Below are 20,166 nucleotides of genomic sequence, written 5' to 3'. Positions count from 1 at the left end.
GATAACGAATTGGCGCCTTGACCCCTAGTAAAGAATCAGAAAAAAGAGTGCTAGCCAATAATTTGTTCCATACCTTTTTAACCGAATGGGATTTAAATACCCAGAATGTAAAATTAAGGGCAACAAAGATTGTGTCACCGCCGCGCATTGTCCACACTGAAATGATAAGATTTTTATTATTTCTATATTCGCAGTCTATTGAAGCCTGTTAATCGCTCGCAACACAATGAACAACCCTATCAACGAGGTGGAGCGCTATGCGCATTGGTATCGATCTGGGTGGCACCAAAATAGAAGTCATTGCGCTGAGCAATGATGGACAGGAACTTTTTCGTAAGCGGGTTGATACCCCACGACATGATTATCAAAAAACATTGCAGGCGATTGCTGATTTAGTGGCTGACGCTGAGCTGGCGACGGGGGAGCGAGGCAGTGTCGGTGTAGGGATACCAGGAACACTCTCTCCTTTTACGGGTAAAGTGAAAAATGCCAATTCAGTCTGGCTGAATGGTCAATTTGTCGATAAAGACCTGTCTGATCTACTTTCTCGCCCAGTACGCTTGGCGAATGATGCTAATTGTCTGGCCGTTTCTGAAGCAACCGATGGTGCGGGGGCGGGTAAACATTTGGTTTTTGCTGCCATCATCGGCACCGGTTGCGGATCTGGAATTGCGATTGATGGGCGAGTACATGCTGGTGGCAATGGTATTGCCGGTGAGTGGGGCCATAATCCTTTGCCGTGGCAAGATGATGAAGAGTGGCTATATCAGCAGGAGGTCGCTTGCTATTGTGGCAAAAAAGGCTGTATCGAAACATTTGTCTCTGGCACCGGCTTCGCCACAGACTATTTTCGTTTGAGTGGAAAACCCCTTAAAGGCCATGAAATCATTACGTTGGCCGAACAAGGTGATGCGATAGCTGAGCAGGCTATGCATAATTATGAGCAACGTTTTGCCAAATCCTTGGCTCAGGTGATTAACCTGTTCGACCCCGACGTGGTCGTTCTAGGCGGTGGAATGAGTAACGTAGACCGCCTCTATAAAACACTACCCGCATTAATCCGCCCATGGGTGTTTGGCGGTGAATGTGAGACGCCAATTCGTCGGGCGGTGCATGGTGATTCGAGTGGGGTGCGTGGCGCTGCTTGGCTGTGGCCAAATGCCCTTCGTCCTTGACGTGGCAGCGTTGTTAGCGGCACTCACTTACCCGAATCACTGACTTGAGTCAGCTCATCGGGATGCGCTCGTTTGCTGCCTAGCTGTCACGCCAATGACTTTGGGCATGCCCTTCGCCGGTGAGGTCGCAGCGTTGTTAGCGGCACTCACTTACCCGAATCACTGACTTGAGTCAGCTCATCGGGATGCGCTCGTTTGCCGCCTAGCTGTCACGCCAATGACTTTGGGCATGGCCTTCGTCGGTGGGGCAGCCATCACTTACCCGAATCATGGATTCGGGTCGGGTCAGTCTTGATCAACGCGGAAGATATTATCTAAACGGCTAACCCCGAGTCCGTTGACCTTCTTCACTTTGATTTGTACTGGAATTCTTTCCTTCATTGCCTCAACGTGACTGATCACCCCGATCGTCTTACCCGACGCATTCAGGCTATCGAGAGCATCCAATGCGGTATCCAGCGTTTCGGCATCTAGCGTACCGAAACCTTCGTCAAGGAACAGCGAATCAATACTGGTTTTGTGGCTCACCAAATCCGACAGCGCCAACGCCAACGCTAAACTGACCAGAAAACTTTCACCGCCAGATAATGTTCGTGTATCGCGTATTGCATCCGCTTGCCACGTATCCACCACTTGCAGTTCCAATGCATCACTGGTTTTACGCTGTAACAAATAACGACCATGCAAACGACTAAGCTGATTATTGGCCAGATAGACCAAATGATCGAGGGTCAGCCCTTGGGCAAATTTACGGAATTTATCACCTTCTTTAGAGCCAATTAAATGGTTGAGATAGTTCCAGTCATCATATTGCTGTTGGCTTTGCTCAATTTGGTCAAACAAGGCATGTTGATTGTGACGACGAACGGTGTCACTTTCTAGCTGATTGCGTAACTCACCCTGACGTAAGGTGTTAGTTTTAAGTTGTGCGATTAACTGTTCGAGTTGTTGTTCTAATACCGCCAACTCAGATGTTTGATCGACACCTGCGGGGCACTGTAGGTGGTGCTGCTCAAGTACTTCTTGGGTTTGTTGTTGGCGAATTTGGATTTGCTGTCGCCGCTCGTTCAATTGTTGTTGTAATTGCTGCAAACGTTGCCTTTCTTCTTCGCTAAGCAAGGCTGCCGTTAATGCCGCTTCATCGTCGAATTCACTGCTTTCCAGTGCTTGTTGTAACTCTGCTTGAGCTGTTGCCGCACTTTGTTGATTATGCTGATATTGCTGCTCTAGCCCCGCAAGCTCTCCCAAAAGTCGGTTGAGCTGGGATTGAGCCAACTGCAAAGATTCTGTCGCCTTTTGTTGTGCTAGCTCGGCCTGTTGCTGCTCTTGGCGCAGTATCTGACGCGCTTCAATGACGCGTTTATCACCAAACAGCGTTTGGCGCTGCTGATGGTATTGCTGAAAGAGGGTTTCAGCCTGTTGATGCTTATCGGTAAGCTCTGCTAATTGCTCAACACAGGCTTGTAAGTGACGACGCTCATCTTCAATTCGCGTTTCTAGCGCTTGTTTCCCCAAGGCCAACAGCTGCTGTTCTTGCTGATACTGCTGCCAGCGTTGGCTCTCTTCTTCTCGTTGCGCCAGCCAACGCTGTTGTTGGTCTGTTTCCGGTAATGATAGCGACAATTCAGCCAGCGTATGATGGAAGTTCTGGCGCATCAGGGCCAGTTCATCCTGTTGCCGCTGATGCTGTGCTAACAACGCTTGATGGGATTGCTGGGCATCTTGTTGGCGTTGCGTAATGAGAGCGACTTGTTGCTTATGTGTTTGCTGTTGTTGTTCAGCTTGCGCCAACACATCTTTCGCTTGTTGATGTAGCTGATTTAGACGTTCATATTCAGCCAATTTTTGCTGGCAGTCTTGCTCTAATTGTTCTTGTTGAGCCAGCCAAGTGGTCAATGCTTCCGAATCATCCAAGCTTATTGCCAATGCCAGAGGTTTAGCGAGTGCTTGCCAGCGTTGTTGGTAATCAGCCAGTTGCTGGTGATGGTGCTGTAGCTCTTGCTCCAAACGCTGCTGCTGTTGCTGCACACTTTCTACTTGAGTACGCAACTCCGTACCGGCGGTAAATAGCTGTTCGACTTGTAGGCGGAGTAGCTCAACACGTGTGGCGGTTTCAGATGGCTTTACCGCCTGATATTCAGTAATAGCAGGGTGATCCAGAGCGCCACATAGTGGGCAGGCCTTTCCAGCTTGGAGCTTCGCCCGTTCTGCCTCTAATCCTACTATCTGTTTCTCTCGTTCCCACAAACTTTCTAGGTCCGTCAGATGTTGTTTTTGTTGCTTATATAACTGACGTTTTTCGGCTAATTGCGGCTCAAGCAGCTTTAACTGTTGCTGCTGGCTAATGAGTTGCTGCTGCCGTTTATCAATTAGCAACTGGATTTGTTGAGCCAACGGCGAGAGTGACGCCAATTGCTGCCGTATAGAACGCTGCTCTTGGAGGCGACTCCATTGCTGGCGTAACTGCGCCAAGGGTTGTTGTTTTTCAAGCTCGGCCAGTTGCCGCTGGATGTTGCCCGTTTGCGAACTGGCCTGTGTCAGAACAACTTGCTGCTGCTTATCTTGCTCATTTAGTTTGGTGATTTGCTGCTGCAATGTATTGAGCAATACAAGTTGTTGCTGCTGTTGTTGTTCATTTTCAGCCGATTGCTGTTGCTGTAATTGCAGTTGGCGGAACTGTTCACGCCATAATGGCAAGTTCTTTTCCCAGTGTTGATGGTGGGAATAAAGTTGCGCATATTCTGCCAGTTGCTGTAGGCGTTGATGGTTTTTTAGCAACTGCTGCTCATTGAGCTCTAGCTGTTGTCGTTCTTGCTGCTCTTTGCCCTGTAACTGTTGGCGTTGTGTTGCTAGCTGCTCCAATATGAGCTGCTGTTGCGTGAGCGTGTTGTCTAGTGGGATGACTTTTTGTTCAATTAGCGTTTCTTGTTCATGCTGTTTAACCGCTTGCTGTTGACGCGCCAAAGTGGCGTGCTCTAATGCTTCGGCCAAGGGTACCAACTGAGTTTGAAGTTGTTGCTGTTGCTCGGTCAGTGTGGTGATACGTAGTTGAATTTTTTGTAACTCTTGCTGGCTGCGTGAACGCTCTCGCAATAAGGGACGCAACTTTTCAGCCGGTTCACTGCGGGCAAGCCGTAACAATTCAGGTTGAGCCTGCTCAAAGTCCTGTTCAATAGAGACTTGCTGTTGTTGATAGTCCTGCACTTCTTTTTGTTGTTGTTGCCAACGAGTCAACCAGCTTATTTGCTGTTGATTAACGGATTGTGCTGATGTGAGCTGCTGTTCTTGTTGGCGAAGTGCTTCTATTTGTTGTGCCAAAGCTGAGCGCTGTTCTTCGTTTAGCAGCTCAATACCGGCTGCCCGTTGGTGCAAGGCGTCCAGAGCGATTTTGGCCTCTTTGTGTTGCTCGAACACCCGCTCGGATATCCGCCCATAAATGTCGGTGCCCGTTAGTTCTTCCAGTAACTCCGCACGATCATTGGCGTCAGCATTTAAGAACGCGGCAAATTGCCCCTGTGACAGCATCATGGATTTGGTAAATCGACCAAAATCCAGTCCAGTGATCTCGGCAATCATATCGAGCTTATCGCGCACTTTGTCAGCCAGGATTTTCCCGCTTTCGCCTAATGCTAATTCAACTTTCGGTGCTTGTAGATTGCCTTCAGGGCTATTTTTGGCGCGACGTTGGCTCCAAAATGCACGATATCGTGTGCCTTTCACTTCAAATTCAACTTCGGCCAGCGATTCTGCAGTATGGCGTGTCATCAGCTCATTTTGGCTGGGGGTGACATTCAGACGAGGCGTTTGATGGTAGAGCGCAAGACAAATCGCGTCTAATAACGTCGTTTTCCCCGCACCAGTGGGGCCGGTTATCGCGAATAAGCCATTGCTGGCAAAGGGTTCGGTAGTGAAGTCAATCTTCCATTCCCCTTGCAGCGAATTAATGTTTTTCAGGCGCAGACTTAAAATCTTCATAGTAGCTGCTCCTCTGCGGCATCTTTACCTTGCGTAGTATCTTCAACCGCTTGGCCAAATAGCTGGCGCATTCGTTGCTGGCGCGGCTCAGCTAAATCGCTCTCTAGGGCGAGTCTGCGCTCGAAGACCTCTGTGACACTCAATTCATTAAGTGTTTCTTTCTCTTGGCGCTCAATCAGGTTGTTGCGTTGCTCTTTGCTACGGCGTAATAACACCACTTCAACAGGGAGATCAGCGGCCAGTGCCTGAATGCGCCTTTGGATATCAGTAAGATAGTCTTGAGTGGCAACTTCGATATCAAGCCATACGGGTAAGCCTTGATGGTCAGCAAATTGCGTCAATTGCTGTTCTATTTGCTGCAAATCCCCTTTGATGAGCTGCATGGGTTGAAACTGCGGGATAATAAGTGGGGTGACCGATGCCAATGTTTGTTGGGTAAATTCAACCAGATAGACACTTTTCTCTTTACCCAACTCATCAAAACTTAGCGCGATGGGGGATCCGCTATAGCGAATATGCTCGGTTTTTGCGACCTGTTGGGCCCGATGAATATGGCCTAATGCAATGTAATCTGCCGGTGGAAACGCCTGCGCAGGAAAGGCATCCAGTGTACCAATATAGATTTCACGAACAGAGTCCGAGGTCGTCACTCCCACAGTGGTGAGATGCCCGGTGGCAATGATCGGTATCGCTAAGCCCAATTTGCTACGCAGCTCAACGGCTTGCTGATATAGCGCCTGATAGTGACTTGCAATGGCTTCTTGCAAGGCCAGTTGTTTTTGCCCACCAGATTCGCCAGCTTGGCTGGTGACTAAGTCACGCGGGCGTAAGAAGGGGACAGCACACAGCAGGGCGGCTGGCTCTTGCTGGCGGTTTTTCAGTGTGATGACTTGCTGTTCGAGCTGGCTGCTAGCAGAAGAGATCACCGTTGTATTGAGATAGGAAAGTAAACCCCGAGACTCATTGAGGGTCGATACTGAATCGTGATTGCCCCCGAGCACAACTAGTTGACAGCCAGTGACTTGGATATCCACCACAAAACGGTTATAGAGCTCTCTCGCATAGCTTGGTGGTGAGCCAGTATCAAAAATATCACCCGCGACAATCAGCGCATCTACCTGATTTTCTTCGATCTGCTTAATGAGCCAGTGCAGAAATGCCTGATGTTCAGCAGCTCGGCTTTTGGTGAAGAAATGCTGGCCTAAATGCCAATCAGAGGTATGGATAATGCGCATAAATCTCCCGCACGGCAGGTTATCAGTCACAGAGAATGGCGCTGATTATAAACGCTGGCAGCGAGTTGTCGCGGCTAAAACCGCATCATAGAACAAATCTCCGAGACGTCTCGCAAAGTTGGCTGCTGCATTTTGCAATTACGATGAAATTTATCACTATGCTTATTGCTTGCAGAAGCGTGATGTTTTTCATAAAAATGTCACAAAACTGACGCATAATGGCTCCCGAAATCAAATAGTGACCACTAACTTACTGGCAGGGTTGATGATGGCAAGACGCATACTGGTGGTGGAAGATGAAGCGCCAATCCGTGAGATGGTGTGCTTTGTGTTGGAGCAGAATGGTTACCAACCGTTAGAAGCCGAAGATTATGACAGCGCAGTCACTCGTCTGTCGGAGCCTTTCCCTGATTTAGTGCTGTTGGACTGGATGTTACCGGGCGGTTCGGGTATTCAGTTTATCAAGCATATGAAGCGTGAAGCATTAACCAGAGACATTCCGGTGATGATGCTCACCGCCCGTGGTGAAGAAGAAGATCGGGTGCGTGGTTTAGAAGTGGGGGCCGATGATTACATTACTAAGCCTTTCTCGCCGAAAGAGCTGGTGGCACGTATCAAAGCTGTTATGCGCCGAATATCCCCCATGGCAGTGGAAGAAGTCATTGAAATGCAAGGATTGAGTCTCGATCCTTCATCGCATCGCGTCATGGCCAATGAGCAAGCGCTCGATATGGGGCCCACTGAGTTCAAACTATTACACTTCTTTATGACCCACCCTGAGCGTGTTTACAGCCGTGAACAGTTGCTTAATTATGTCTGGGGCACTAACGTTTATGTAGAAGATCGTACGGTTGACGTGCATATTCGTCGGCTACGTAAGGCGCTTGAAGTTGATGGTCATGACCGCATGGTACAAACTGTCCGGGGAACTGGATACCGTTTCTCAACGCGCTACTGAGTTTTCAGTGCCGGAGAATTCGTTGTGTTAGAACGCTTATCATGGAAAAGGCTGGCTTTAGAGCTGGCGCTTTTTTGTTTGCCAGCTTTATTGCTGGGTGCCTTTATCGGCTATCTTCCTTGGCTATTGCTGGTGTCAGTACTGGCGGCGCTGGTCTGGAATTTCTATAACCAACTCAAGTTATCTCATTGGCTGTGGCTAGACCGCAGTATGACCCCGCCTGCTGGCCGTTGGAGCTGGGAGCCGTTGTTTTACGGCTTGTACCAGATGCAACTGAGAAATCGTCGGCGTCGGCGTGAATTAGCATTACTCATTAAACGTTTTCGCAGTGGTGCCGAATCGTTACCCGATGCTGTGGTGATCACAACGGTTGATGGCAATATCTTTTGGTGTAACGGTTTGGCCCAGCAATTATTGGGGTTCCGCTGGCCCGAAGATAATGGTCAGCATATTCTCAATTTATTGCGTTACCCCGAATTCAGTTTATATCTGCAACAACAAACGTTTACTCGCCCATTAACTCTGCAATTGAATAATGGCTATTATGTGGAGTTCCGCGTGATGCCTTACTCAGAAGGGCAACTCTTGATGGTCGCCCGCGATGTAACGCAAATGCGGCAGTTGGAAGGGGCGAGGCGTAATTTCTTTGCTAATGTCAGCCATGAGTTGCGTACACCTCTGACGGTGTTGCAGGGCTATTTGGAAATGATGCATGACCAAGAGTTAGCCGGGCCATTACGGGATAAAGCTCTCGGGACTATGCAGGAGCAGACTAAGCGTATGGATGGGCTAGTAAAACAGTTGCTAACGTTATCACGTATTGAAGCGGCCCCGAATGTGGATATGAATGAGCGGGTGGACATTCCGTTGATGCTCAGAGTATTGCAGCAAGAAGTGCAGGCGTTGAGTAACGGACGCCATGAAATTACTTTCCGAGTAAACGATCAATTAAAAGTCTTTGGTAACGAAGATCAACTGCGCAGTGCGGTGTCGAATTTGGTGTATAACGCGGTGAATCACACCCCTGAAGGTACCAAAATAGAGGTGTGCTGGCAGCAAACACCGCAAGGCGCACAATTCCAGGTTAGCGATAATGGGCCGGGGATAGGTCCGGAACATGTGCCACGACTGACCGAGCGTTTTTATCGCGTAGATAAAGCTCGTTCGCGTCAGACTGGCGGTAGTGGATTGGGACTGGCCATTGTGAAGCATGCGCTGAGTCATCATGACGCGCGTTTAGATGTCATGAGTGAAATTGGCCTCGGCACGCGATTTATTTTTACCTTACCGAACCGGTTGATTGTTCCTGCCGTTTTAGCTGAGAATGCAGTCAAATCCTAATACTGCCTGGATACAAAGCTGATGAAATGGGGAAAATTGGCGCTGTTCACTGCCCTGATCTGGTTAAGTCAGGCTGGTTTCTCGCAGCAAGTGGTGATATCGCCAATGGCAATGCAGCCGTCATTATCACCTGTTTCAGACTCTACTACTCTGTCTGGCAACCTTTCCAGTGTTGGCTCCGATACGTTAGCTAACTTGATTTCTCTGTGGGCTGATGATTTCACGCATCACTATCCTGGCGTTAATTTGCAGATACAGGCGGCAGGTTCTTCGACTGCGCCTGCTGCTTTGGCCGCTGGCGCCGCGCAACTTGGCCCCATGAGTCGGCCAATGAAAAACGCAGAGATTGCCGCTTTTACTCAACGCTATGGTTACCCCCCACTTGCAGTTCCTGTCGCTGTCGATGCATTAGTGGTGTTTGTCCAGCAAGATAACCCACTGAATAAACTGACTTTGTCACAACTTGATGCGATTTTTTCGCAAAATCGCCGTTGTGGTGAATCCCGCCAGATTCAGCGTTTTGGTGAGTTGGGATTAGAGGGGGATTGGGCGGCTCGTGCCTTGCAGCGCTATAGCCGAAATTCAGCTTCTGGTACCTACGGTTACTTTAAGCATCGGGTCCTCTGCGATGGTGATTTTATAAATACTATCAATGAACTACCGGGGTCTGCATCGGTGGTACAGGCGGTAGCGGGGTCATTAAACGGCATTGGTTACGCCAGTATTGGTTTCCGTAATAGTGGGGTTAAGCCCTTGGCCCTATCGGCAACGGGGCAGGATTTCGTCCTGCCAACGCCTGAAAATGTTGAAGATGGTCGCTATCCTTTGTCGCGCTACCTGTACATCTATATTAATAAGGTGCCAGGTCAGTCACTCGAACCGCTCACTGCAGCCTTCCTTGAGCGGGTTTTATCGCCAGAAGGGCAAAAGCGGGTCACCCATGATGGTTATCTGCCTTTACCGCCAGAAGTATTGATTCGCACACGAAAAGCTTTGGGTTTTGCTGATTAGCGGGTGCTAATCGTTATTTTTGACTTCCTCTGTCAGAGGGATTCCGCGTTAAATCTTCCCCGATGGCTTGATGATATTTTCACCCATTTGGTGGGCATAGTGAGGTGATATTAGCGGTAAATTGTTAACGATTGGATATAAATGATACAAATCTTGTGATGCGTATTTATAAAAATCTGGCACGATTAACTGGTTTGATAAAATTATCTGGATGATGACTCTGCATTTAGGATCCCTACTTGCCTTTCTCCGCTATAAACGGTCTACTTACCGCCGTTGTTGGCCTATTCCACCTGCAAATAACTTCTAAAACACTGCATACTGACGAAATAGATTGCTTATTAACCGCCGGAGTTTGCGTTTACTAGAGCTTTGTATCGTTTCGATCACGTCGGAAAGACCACAACTTAGGACTTTTTCTTTTTGTCATTTAACTAGGCAACGCACATCACTATGAGTCATCGTTTATCGTCTAAAGATATTATGGCATTAGGTTTTATGACCTTTGCCTTATTCGTTGGGGCCGGCAATATCATTTTCCCGCCGATGGTAGGTTTGCAATCGGGTGAACATGTTTGGATGGCTGCGCTAGGCTTCCTGATCACGGCAGTCGGATTACCGGTTATTACGGTTATTGCGCTGGCACGAGTCGGTGGGGGCATTGATTCGCTCAGTACTCCAATTGGCCGCAGTGCCGGTCTGGTACTGGCGACGGTTTGCTATCTGGCGGTTGGCCCACTGTTTGCGACCCCGCGTACCGCAACAGTCTCCTTCGAAGTCGGTATTGCCCCCCTGACTGGTGACGGCCCATTACCACTGTTTATCTATAGCGTGGTTTATTTCGCTTTAGTGATTGGTATTTCGCTCTACCCAGGCCGTTTGTTAGACACGGTCGGCCATATTCTGGCGCCGTTGAAGATTTTGGCACTGGCGGTTCTGGGGATTGCTGCGTTACTTTGGCCTGCAGGTCCGCTGATTCCTGCTACGGATGCCTATCTGCAAGTACCGTTTTCCTCAGGGTTTGTTAATGGCTATTTGACCATGGACACCTTGGGCGCTTTGGTCTTCGGTATTGTTATCGTCAATGCGGCCCGTTCGCGTGGCGTGGTTTCTGCACAGTTGCTCACGCGTTATACCATCTGGGCAGGGTTGATTGCCGGTATCGGTTTGACACTGGTCTATCTAAGCCTGTTTAAGCTGGGTTCTAGCAGCGGTAGTTTGGTGCCAGAGGCACAAAATGGTGCAGTAGTGTTGCATGCGTACGTTCAGCACACCTTCGGTGGGTTAGGAAGCGTATTCTTGGCAGCATTGATATTTATTGCTTGTATGGTGACAGCGGTCGGCCTGACCTGTGCCTGTGCTGAATTCTTTGCTCAATATTTGCCATTGTCGTATCGCGCGCTGGTGTTCATTCTCGGCATCTTCTCGATGATGGTGTCGAATTTGGGGCTGAGTCATTTGATTCAGATCTCGATTCCAGTACTGACAGCCATTTATCCGCCGTGTATCGTGCTGGTGCTGATGAGCTTCACACTGCGCTGGTGGAACCACGCTTCCCGTATCGTGGCGCCGGTGATGTTAGTGAGCTTACTGTTCGGTATTCTTGATGCGGTGAAAGCTTCTGCCTTTGCGCATTTCCTGCCTGAGTGGACGCAACATTTGCCGCTGGCTGAGCAAGGACTGGCATGGTTATCACCTTCGCTGCTGGTATTCGTCGTCGTAGGGTTGTACGATCGCGTCTGCTGTCGTCAGGAAGTTGCTGCTAAGCAATAACTGGATAGTGATAGGTTTTCTTTAGCCACGGCTTATCCCCGTGGCTTTTTGCTGAAAAAAGACGGGGTTTTATGCATGGAATTACCAGTCAAAAATAAGCTTAAACGTGGCCTAACAACACGCCATATCCGTTTTATGGCATTGGGGTCAGCGATAGGTACGGGCTTATTCTATGGATCGGCTGATGCTATAAGGATGGCGGGACCCAGCGTATTACTGGCCTACCTCATTGGTGGCGTGGTGGCATTTATCATCATGCGCGCTTTGGGTGAAATGTCAGTGAATAACCCACAGGCCAGCTCTTTTTCTCGTTATGCGCAAGATTACCTTGGGCCAATGGCGGGCTATATCACCGGTTGGACATATTGTTTCGAAATCTTGATCGTTGCGATTGCCGATGTCACCGCCTTTGGTATCTACATGGGCGTTTGGTTCCCTGATGTCCCTCATTGGGTATGGGTGCTGAGTGTTGTTCTGATTATTGGCGCAGTCAATATGATGAGCGTGAAGGTCTTTGGTGAGATGGAGTTCTGGTTCTCCTTCTTCAAGGTGGCCACGATTATCATCATGATTCTGGCCGGTATCGGTATCATTGTTTGGGGGATCGGTAACGGCGGACAGCCGACGGGTATCCATAACCTCTGGACGCATGGCGGTTTCTTCAGTAATGGCTTCGTCGGGATGATCCTGTCGTTGCAACTGGTGATGTTTGCTTACGGTGGTATTGAGATCATCGGTATTACTGCTGGCGAAGCTGAGAACCCGAAAAAATCCATTCCAAAAGCAATCAACTCAGTTCCGTGGCGTATTCTGGTGTTCTACGTCGGAACACTGTTTGTCATCATGTCTATCTACCCATGGAACCAAGTTGGCACGAATGGCAGCCCGTTTGTTCTGACCTTCCAGCACATGGGGATCACTGTCGCGGCGGGTATTCTCAACTTTGTCGTTATCACTGCGTCGTTATCCGCGATTAACAGTGATGTGTTTGGTGTTGGCCGTATGTTGAACGGGATGGCAGAACAGGGACATGCACCTAAGGCTTTTGCTGCGATTTCCAAGCGTGGTGTACCCTGGGTCACGGTATTAGTGATGATGTTTGCCATGCTGACGGCGGTTTATCTTAACTACATCATGCCGGAAAATGTGTTCTTGGTGATTGCTTCTCTTGCAACCTTTGCGACAGTTTGGGTGTGGATCATGATTCTGTTCTCCCAGATTGCTTTCCGTCGCTCGCTGAGCAAAGAGCAGGTTAAGGCGTTGGACTTCCCGCTGCGTGGAGGCACCTTCACATCAGTTATAGCTATCATTTTCTTGGTGTTTATCATCGGTCTGATTGGCTGGTTCCCCACGACTCGCATCTCACTGTATGTCGGGCTAGTGTGGATAGCCTTGTTGCTGGTGGGCTATTACGTCAAGATTAATCATCAGAAAAAACAGGCGGCGATGACAAAACTAGCCGAGTGATGCTGAGTTAACTGTCATATCAAACCGGGAGATGATGTTTCCCGGTTTTTTTTTGCCTGATGTTATTGAGTTAACCAGCCGTAGATTCACGCTGATACGCCAATCTCTCTCTCCGCCCCCGACCTCATCCCCGATATTTATACGGATAGATGAGGGAATATCTCCTATAACGTGGCATTGTTTATTGCGCTTACCTTTATGCAGATGTACAGATGAACGCGTCTATCTGTATAGCTGAATGTTTTTATACAGGTGCATGTTTTTATACAGGTGAATGTGTCGCGGCGTTGATGCCTGCACCAGATAGCCTTAACAGCAATCGTTTGGGTTAAAGCAGGAGATTCTTATGCTTAGTGGTTGGCATCTACCGGTCCCGCCGTTCGTTCGTCAACGGGGCGACACATTACAGATAACTTTTTGGTTACAAGGTGAATGGTTGCAAGGCGATAAGGAGCCTGCTCAGGTCTTCTTACGTTGTGAACCCGATAACGAAGAGTGGCTGCTCACCATGAAAGGTCAGCAACGCGATGGTTTTTGGTGTTATCGAGCAACGTTACCCCTCAATGAAGGGCAACCCACGCGGCGCTATTGTTTCAAGTTGCTATGGACTGACGATCAATTATGGTTTGGGCCACTAGGATTCTCCGTCATTCCTCCGGCACAGTTGGCACAATTTGCCCTCGATATACCAGATAACAGCCCAGACTGGGTCGCTGACCAAATTTTCTATCAAATATTCCCTGATCGCTTTGCCAGTAGCCAAGGTGCTCATGGCGTACAGAATGGCAGCTATATCCACCATGCTGCGGGTTATCCAGTTTCCCGTCGTGACTGGCAACAACCGCTGGATGATGTGAATGCCGCCTCGACATTTTATGGTGGCGATCTGGCAGGGATTACCGAAAAACTGCCTTATTTGCAGCAGCTTGGTGTGACCGCGTTATATCTCAATCCCATTTTCACTGCGCCTAGCGTGCATAAATACGATACCCAAGATTATTATCAGATCGATCCTTATCTTGGTGGTGAACGTGACTTTTTAGCGCTACGAACAGCTACCCGTGATGCGGGCATCAAATTGATACTTGATGGGGTGTTTAACCACACTGGAGACTCCCATAACTGGTTCGATCGCCATCAGCAAGGTGTCAGCGGTGCTTGTTACGATCAGGATTCACTTTACCGTAGTTGGTTTAATTTCTTTCCTGACGGGCGAGCGCTGGATTGGAAAGGTAACGCCAGTTTGCCAAAGCTAAACTTCGCTAATGAAGGGGTAGTGAATCAGATTTATCACGGTGATGATAGCGTGGTGCGGTATTGGTTACGACCCCCTTACAGTATCGATGGCTGGCGATTGGATGTGGTGCATATGCTGGGGGAAGAGGGCGGTGCTCGCGGGAATTTACGCCATCTGGCTGGCATCTATCAGGCCGCGAAAGAAGAAAACCCGCAAGCATATATTCTGGGCGAACACTTTGGCGATGCACGGCAGTGGCTACATGCAGGCGTAGAAGATTCAGCCATGAATTATATGGGTTTTGCTTTACCCGTGCGTGGTTTCTTAGCGGGTATTGATGTGGCATATCATCCGATAAAACTTAAAGCACAGGATTGTGCTGACTGGATGGATGAATACCGCGCTGGATTACCTCATGGTCATCAACTTCGCCTGTTTAATCAGTTGGATAGTCATGATACTGCTCGCTTTATCACGATGCTGAATGGCAATAAAACGCGCATGCAAATGGCGCTGGTGTGGTTGTTCAGTTGGATTGGCGTACCTTGCTTATTTTATGGCGATGAGATTGGTTTAGATGGTGGCAATGATCCCTTCTGCCGTAAGCCCTTCCCATGGGATGAGGCACTGTGGGATAGAGACTTACTGACACTAAGCCAACGTATGGCGGCTTTGCGCCACAAAAGCATGGCACTGCGTCGCGGAGGTTGTCAGGTGATTCACGCCAATGATGATTCTTTGGTCTTTATCCGCAGCTACCAAGGTGAGCGCGTGATGGTCGCCCTACAGCGTAATCACGATGCCAATATATCATTGCCCAGATCACCTTTGCTGAATGTGTTGAAGTGGCAGCGCCTAGAGGGCAGTTCGGAGCTGGATATCGTTGAAGTTGGTATCAACCTTCAACTCTCTGGTGAGAGTGTCACACTGTGGCGTGGCGTTGGTGAGCGCTAACTTGCGTAGTTAGCAAAAGAGCGTGCTATTGATTATTAGAGCGGCATAACGCCGCTTTTTCTTTGGGTGAGATACTCTATATGGGTGAGATGCTATATATAGGATGGTATTTTATGAAGCTAGCTTATAACGGGCATCAATAATAGGCCGGTAAACTCACCAAAGGGAAAGTGATATGAGCACAATGAAAAGACAGGCATTGATTATCGGAGCATCTCGGGGTTTAGGGTTGGGATTGGTCGATGAACTGAGTCGTCGTGGCTGGTCAGTCACCGCGACGACGCGCGGTGCAGCGAAAGATACTGGTGCGCATGCGGCTCATTGGCTCACGCTAGATATCAACAAACCTGAAAGTATTAAGCAGTTCCTCCCTCAAGTTCAGGGGCAGAAATTTGATCTTATCTTCGTGAATGCGGGGATTTCAGGGCCAGAACATCAATCAGCCATTGATGCGACTCCAGAAGAAATTCTCGAACTGTTCCAAACCAATACGGTTTCACCCATCCGCATTGCTCAGTATTTACTGGCACAACGTAATCCAACTGGCAGTGTGTTGGCCTTCATGTCGTCCCAGTTAGGCAGCTTAGGCCACAATGCTTCTGGTCATAAACCTTTGTATTCAGCCAGTAAAGCGGCCCTGAATATGATGACGCGCAATTTGGTCGCTGAAGTTGCTGACCCAACACTGACCGTACTGTCTATTCATCCGGGCTGGGTAAAAACGGACATGGGTGGTGATGCAGCACCACTGACGATAGCCACTAGCGTCAAAGGTGTTGTCGACCAAATTGAGCACGCTTCAGGTAAAGGTGGCCACGGCTACATTGATTACCAAGGGCATTCATTGCCGTGGTGATGGATGTCGGTATGATGTTGATAGACTGAATACGATCCCCCATCGATGTTTTGATGGGGGATAGTGTATCGATCACCTTTTAGCGAGCGAAAGCGAGTGCTATCAGTGATTAATAACCTATCGCCGCCCCAGCAGGGCGACGCACATCGTTTGCGCCATACAGATAGCCTTCACGCACTTTTCCTGAAACAGCTGAGTCATTTCCAGAGTTGGCAGGTACGACTCCCTCAACGCCAGCCAAGCCGACTAAAATCAGCTCAGTCGCGCCCCATGGATTTTGCTCAACCATCTTATAGCCCATCGTTTCCAGCAGATTAAGGCTGTCAGCAGAGACGCCACGTTGCTCGTAATAAACTTCGTCCGGCAACCATTGATGATGAATCCGTGGTGCATCAACGGCTTCTTGAGGTGCCATGCCGTGATCAATGACGTTTAATGCGGTTTGCAACGTAATCGTGATGATTCGTGAGCCCCCTGGTGAGCCTAAAACCATAAATGTTTTACCGTCTTTAGTTACCAATGTCGGGCTCATAGACGATAGTGGGCGCTTACCGGGGGCGATAGCATTGGTGGCTCCCTGTACTAATCCGTACATGTTTTGTTCACCGACTTTAACGGTAAAATCATCCATTTCGTCATTGAGGAAGAAGCCTGTCCCAGGGGCAATAACGACAGCGCCAAAGCGACCATTCACGGTATAAGTTGTCGACACGGCGTTGCCTTCGTGATCGACAATAGAATAATGGGTTGTTTCAGGCTTTTCGTGTGGTTGCATACCCGGCTGCACTTTTGCCGAAGGTGTCGCTTGATTGGCTACGATTTGCTTACGGATATCGGCGGCATAGTTTTTGCTCAGCAGGCGATCAATGGGATTCTTAACAAATTCAGGGTCGCCGAGGAAGGTATTGCGGTCCATATAGGCGTGACGCATTGCTTCGGTCAGTGTATGAATGTAAGCCGCAGAGTTAAAGCCCATGCTTTTCAGGTCATAGCCTTCCAGCACATTTAATGTTTCACATAAGGTCACGCCACCCGAACTGGGCGGAGGGGACGAAACAAATTTATAACCACGATAGCTACAGGTGATAGGGGCCGTTTCAGTGATTTTATAGTGGGCAAAATCAGCCGCTGTTAGAATCCCTCCTCCTTTTTTAGCTGCTGCTTCTACCGCTTGCGGGATTTTACCTTGATAGAATGCATCCGGTCCTTTCTCTGAAATGGCAGCCAATGTTTCAGCCAAATCAGTTTGAACCAGTCGATCTCCGGGTTGCAAGGCTTCACCATCTTTGCGTAGGAAGATACGAGCAGCTTCAGGGTCCTGGCGGAAGCGTTTGACCGTGGTATCTAAAATATCAGTATCCGCGCGGGTTAAGATGAAACCTTCACGAGCCAGTTTGATTGCGGGTGCCATCACTTGCTGGCGGGTCAGTTTGCCGTATTTCTTTTGCGCGCTGTCCATCCCTAACACGGTGCCGGGCACACCAGCCGCCAGATAACCATATAAACTCGCATCTTTAGTCACTTTGCCGTCTTTATCCAGATACATATCAGCACTGGCGGCAGCTGGTGCGATTTCACGGAAATTGATGAAGGTATCGGTTCCATCAGCGAGGTGTATCGTCATAAAACCGCCACCACCAATATTCCCGCAGCACGGATTCACCACGGCTTGCGCATACCCCACAGCAACGGCAGCATCAACCGCGTTTCCTCCCATTTTTAAAATATCGGTCCCGACCTGTGAAGCCAGATATTGGGATGTAACGACCATGCCATTTTTTGCTTCGACTGCGGGTGTTGAAGCCGCATGTAGCGTGCCACTGATCAGTAAAGCCAATGCCGCCAGGGGCGTATTCCATTTTTTCAAAATCATTCTGTCTCCTGTTTTTCCTGCCCGCCAGGGGTTACCCGGTCATTTTTGTTTAGCCGCCTAAAATCGCTGCTAATGAGATGCGTAAAAAACACACCAGCAATAATTAATAGCAGAATTAATAGTTATTGCGGCTAATTAATGGCAGCAGGGTGGAGAATGAGTGGACTAGGGTTAAGCTGATAGGTCGTTTTTTTGTTGGGTTAGATTAATTCAAATGAAAACAACTGATTGAAAATAAAGAGATAGGACTATGGTCGAGACGCTGGGAATAAGAATGATTATTATATAGACTCTGCGGCGGGTGCTTGAAGCTGTCTGCTTTTAGCGCTTGTGTTCGGCTGAGAGTAGGCAGAGAAAAGCCCCGTATCAATGTTAATGAATACGAGGCTCTCTGTAATGCCCAACAACATTACGGTAGCCTCTTACCCGCTGAAAGGCAAGACATGGAGGCCAAATATGCCACAAAATACGCTTGTTCTATGCCTGTTAATTGTTTGTATAACAGTACTGGCATTCACATTAATTACGCATAAATCACTGTGTGAGGTACGTGTAAAAAATGGGAACAAGGAGGTTGCGGCCATTTTAGCTTACGAATCTGAACGGTAAGGCGACCAGGCGGGGATTTATCTCCGCCTATCGTTGTTAGGTCACAGCTTTCAAGCACCCATTAAGCTTTAACATGATAAATTCGAGCATAAAAAAAGCCAGTCAGCATGAACTGACTGGCTAATCAGGGCCGCTTAAGCTGTATTACAGCTTAGAGGCGTTTTCTGACAGATATTTAGCGACGCCATCTGGTGATGCGCCCATACCTGCTTTGCCTTTTTCCCACTGTGCAGGGCAAACGTCGCCGTGCTCTTCGTGGAATTGCAGTGCATCAACCATACGCAGCATTTCGTCGATGTTACGGCCTAATGGCAGGTCGTTAACCACTTGGTGACGAACAACACCGTTTTTGTCGATCAGGAAAGAACCACGCAGTGCAACACCAGCATCTGGGTGCTCAATGCCATAGGCTTTTTGAATTTCACGTTTGATATCAGCAACCATTGGGTACTTAACTTCACCAATACCGCCGTTATCTACTGGGGTTTTACGCCATGCGTTATGAACAAACTCGGAGTCGAATGAAACACCAACAATTTCAACGCCGCGTTTCTGGAATTCTTCGTAACGGTGGTCGAAAGCGATCAACTCTGAAGGACAAACAAAAGTGAAGTCCATTGGCCAGAAGAACAGGACGGCAGGGCGGCCGTTCAGGTGTTTTTTCAGGTTGAAGTTTTCAACGATTTCGCCGCTACCAAGAACAGCAGCTGCTGTAAAATCAGGGGCTTGACGAGTGACCAGAACCATAAATTACTCCTGTTAATAGGGATGGATTAACCAGTTGTCTTAAAAGTATCGGCACAGCATAGGTATTTAAGCTCAATGAATAAAGGGATAAATACCAATCGCTGTGATAGCTTTTACCTATTGTTACAACGATTTTAGTTTCGTAGTCTTGCTAAGATACCCATTTTGATTGAAAGCGCAAGTGACATCACGCCAATAACCTTATCAAGATAGGTGTCTTTAACTAAATCTGCTGACGTTTCGCTTGCAACATCATCGCCGGATAAAAATCCCAAAACAGTTGTTCTAACGGCTCATAGTGTTGCTCTATGTCATAAAAAGAACCCGCGAGAGCGGCCAATTTTGGCCGCCGGTTAGCCATACCTTGTAACACATCAGCTATAAAGGGTAGTTCAGCATAGCGCTCCAGCCAACGCTCCGGCCACAAATAGGTATTGAGGGTTTGGAAGCGTGTCGGTGTCAGTGGCAAATGCGGTAAAATCTGGCTTTGCGCATGTTGGATAAAATCAGGCAACTGGCAGTTGGGTTCCAGTTTATCCCAATTTCGGGCAAGAAAATGGTCCCACAGCACATCCAGAGTAATAGGGGCAACACGTCGGTAATCGGCGCTGAAATAGGTCCGTGCTTCTTTGACCAACGGTAAGGTATCCGTCATGACATCAACACGGCGATGCATCATTATACCCGCCACAATTTCAGGCGTATATTCACCGTGCGGATTACCGCGGACAAAATCTGCCAACAGATTACCCAATAAAGAGCTGTCAGCCAGTGTAGCGAGATGAAGGTGAGCGAGGAAGTTCATGCATCAAGTATATACTTTTCTGGCTTGAAGTTGCAGCAGCACATCTTCACCCAAATCACTGAAGTGAATTTACTCATCGCGATATGCTCTTCTCTGTCAGTCTACAATGCCCTGACTTGCGTAGCGCAAATGACGACCAATTTTCCTTAT

The 20,166-nt window shown here is 48.5% G+C and carries 14 protein-coding genes; 9 read left to right on the top strand and 5 right to left on the bottom strand.

Annotation, left to right across the window (positions count from 1 at the left end; genetic code table 11):
- The first annotated feature begins 257 nt into the window (after nucleotides 1–257).
- Complete coding sequence (mak, locus tag BN68_RS19855) at nucleotides 258–1,175, top strand: fructokinase (RefSeq protein WP_019212943.1); 918 nt, start codon at nucleotides 258–260, stop codon at nucleotides 1,173–1,175.
- 285 nt (nucleotides 1,176–1,460) lie between these two features.
- Here mak and BN68_RS19850 read toward each other — a convergent pair whose 3' ends face one another.
- Nucleotides 1,461–5,150: an AAA family ATPase gene (locus BN68_RS19850; protein WP_019212942.1), complete on the bottom strand. Its 3,690-nt coding sequence runs from the start codon at nucleotides 5,148–5,150 to the stop codon at nucleotides 1,461–1,463.
- Nucleotides 5,147–6,385 (bottom strand): exonuclease subunit SbcD, encoded by a 1,239-nt coding sequence (gene sbcD / locus BN68_RS19845; protein ID WP_019212941.1) that lies wholly within the window; start codon nucleotides 6,383–6,385, stop codon nucleotides 5,147–5,149. The genes BN68_RS19850 and sbcD overlap by 4 nt, the downstream gene beginning before the upstream one ends.
- Nucleotides 6,386–6,653: 268 nt before the next feature.
- Between sbcD and phoB the strand changes: the two genes are divergently transcribed.
- From phoB to BN68_RS19810, 7 genes are all read left to right on the top strand, one after another.
- Complete coding sequence (phoB, locus tag BN68_RS19840; RefSeq protein WP_032899207.1) at nucleotides 6,654–7,343, top strand: phosphate response regulator transcription factor PhoB; 690 nt, start codon at nucleotides 6,654–6,656, stop codon at nucleotides 7,341–7,343.
- A gap of 24 nt (nucleotides 7,344–7,367) precedes the next feature.
- A complete protein-coding gene (gene phoR / locus BN68_RS19835; protein WP_019212939.1) occupies nucleotides 7,368–8,684 on the top strand; it encodes a phosphate regulon sensor histidine kinase PhoR in 1,317 nt (438 codons plus the stop codon).
- A 21-nt stretch (nucleotides 8,685–8,705) separates the two neighbouring features.
- Complete coding sequence (locus BN68_RS19830) at nucleotides 8,706–9,695, top strand: PstS family phosphate ABC transporter substrate-binding protein (RefSeq protein ID WP_019212938.1); 990 nt, start codon at nucleotides 8,706–8,708, stop codon at nucleotides 9,693–9,695.
- A 453-nt stretch (nucleotides 9,696–10,148) separates the two neighbouring features.
- Complete coding sequence (brnQ, locus tag BN68_RS19825; RefSeq protein ID WP_019212937.1) at nucleotides 10,149–11,468, top strand: branched-chain amino acid transport system II carrier protein; 1,320 nt, start codon at nucleotides 10,149–10,151, stop codon at nucleotides 11,466–11,468.
- A gap of 75 nt (nucleotides 11,469–11,543) precedes the next feature.
- Entirely contained in the window at nucleotides 11,544–12,935 is a 1,392-nt protein-coding gene (gene proY / locus BN68_RS19820; protein ID WP_019212936.1) for a proline-specific permease ProY, read from the top strand.
- A gap of 346 nt (nucleotides 12,936–13,281) precedes the next feature.
- Nucleotides 13,282–15,126 (top strand): maltodextrin glucosidase, encoded by a 1,845-nt coding sequence (malZ, locus tag BN68_RS19815; RefSeq protein WP_019212935.1) that lies wholly within the window; start codon nucleotides 13,282–13,284, stop codon nucleotides 15,124–15,126.
- Nucleotides 15,127–15,301: 175 nt separating this feature from the next.
- Nucleotides 15,302–15,982 carry an SDR family oxidoreductase gene (locus BN68_RS19810; protein ID WP_019212934.1) on the top strand — a complete coding sequence of 227 codons (681 nt, stop codon included), beginning with the start codon at nucleotides 15,302–15,304 and terminating at the stop codon, nucleotides 15,980–15,982.
- Nucleotides 15,983–16,091: 109 nt separating this feature from the next.
- Here the strand turns inward: BN68_RS19810 and ggt are convergent, their stop codons facing one another.
- Nucleotides 16,092–17,855 carry a gamma-glutamyltransferase gene (gene ggt / locus BN68_RS19805; RefSeq protein ID WP_019212933.1) on the bottom strand — a complete coding sequence of 588 codons (1,764 nt, stop codon included), beginning with the start codon at nucleotides 17,853–17,855 and terminating at the stop codon, nucleotides 16,092–16,094.
- A gap of 456 nt (nucleotides 17,856–18,311) precedes the next feature.
- On the opposite strand from ggt, the gene BN68_RS23515 reads away from it, so the two are divergent.
- Nucleotides 18,312–18,464, top strand: coding sequence for a type I toxin-antitoxin system Hok family toxin (locus BN68_RS23515; RefSeq protein WP_020699595.1), 153 nt, complete (start codon nucleotides 18,312–18,314; stop codon nucleotides 18,462–18,464).
- 144 nt (nucleotides 18,465–18,608) lie between these two features.
- Here BN68_RS23515 and BN68_RS19800 read toward each other — a convergent pair whose 3' ends face one another.
- Both BN68_RS19800 and BN68_RS19795 read right to left on the bottom strand, forming a co-directional pair.
- Nucleotides 18,609–19,211 carry a peroxiredoxin C gene (locus BN68_RS19800; protein WP_019212931.1) on the bottom strand — a complete coding sequence of 201 codons (603 nt, stop codon included), beginning with the start codon at nucleotides 19,209–19,211 and terminating at the stop codon, nucleotides 18,609–18,611.
- A 223-nt stretch (nucleotides 19,212–19,434) separates the two neighbouring features.
- Nucleotides 19,435–20,016 (bottom strand): acyl carrier protein phosphodiesterase, encoded by a 582-nt coding sequence (locus BN68_RS19795; RefSeq protein WP_019212930.1) that lies wholly within the window; start codon nucleotides 20,014–20,016, stop codon nucleotides 19,435–19,437.
- Nucleotides 20,017–20,166 lie beyond the last annotated feature (150 nt).

Origin of the sequence: Yersinia massiliensis CCUG 53443 (assembly GCF_000312485.1) — a bacterium.
Taxonomy (GTDB): Bacteria; Pseudomonadota; Gammaproteobacteria; order Enterobacterales; family Enterobacteriaceae; genus Yersinia; species Yersinia massiliensis.
Note: the sequence above shows the minus strand (reverse complement) of the source record. Positions and strands in the feature narration are given on the sequence as shown.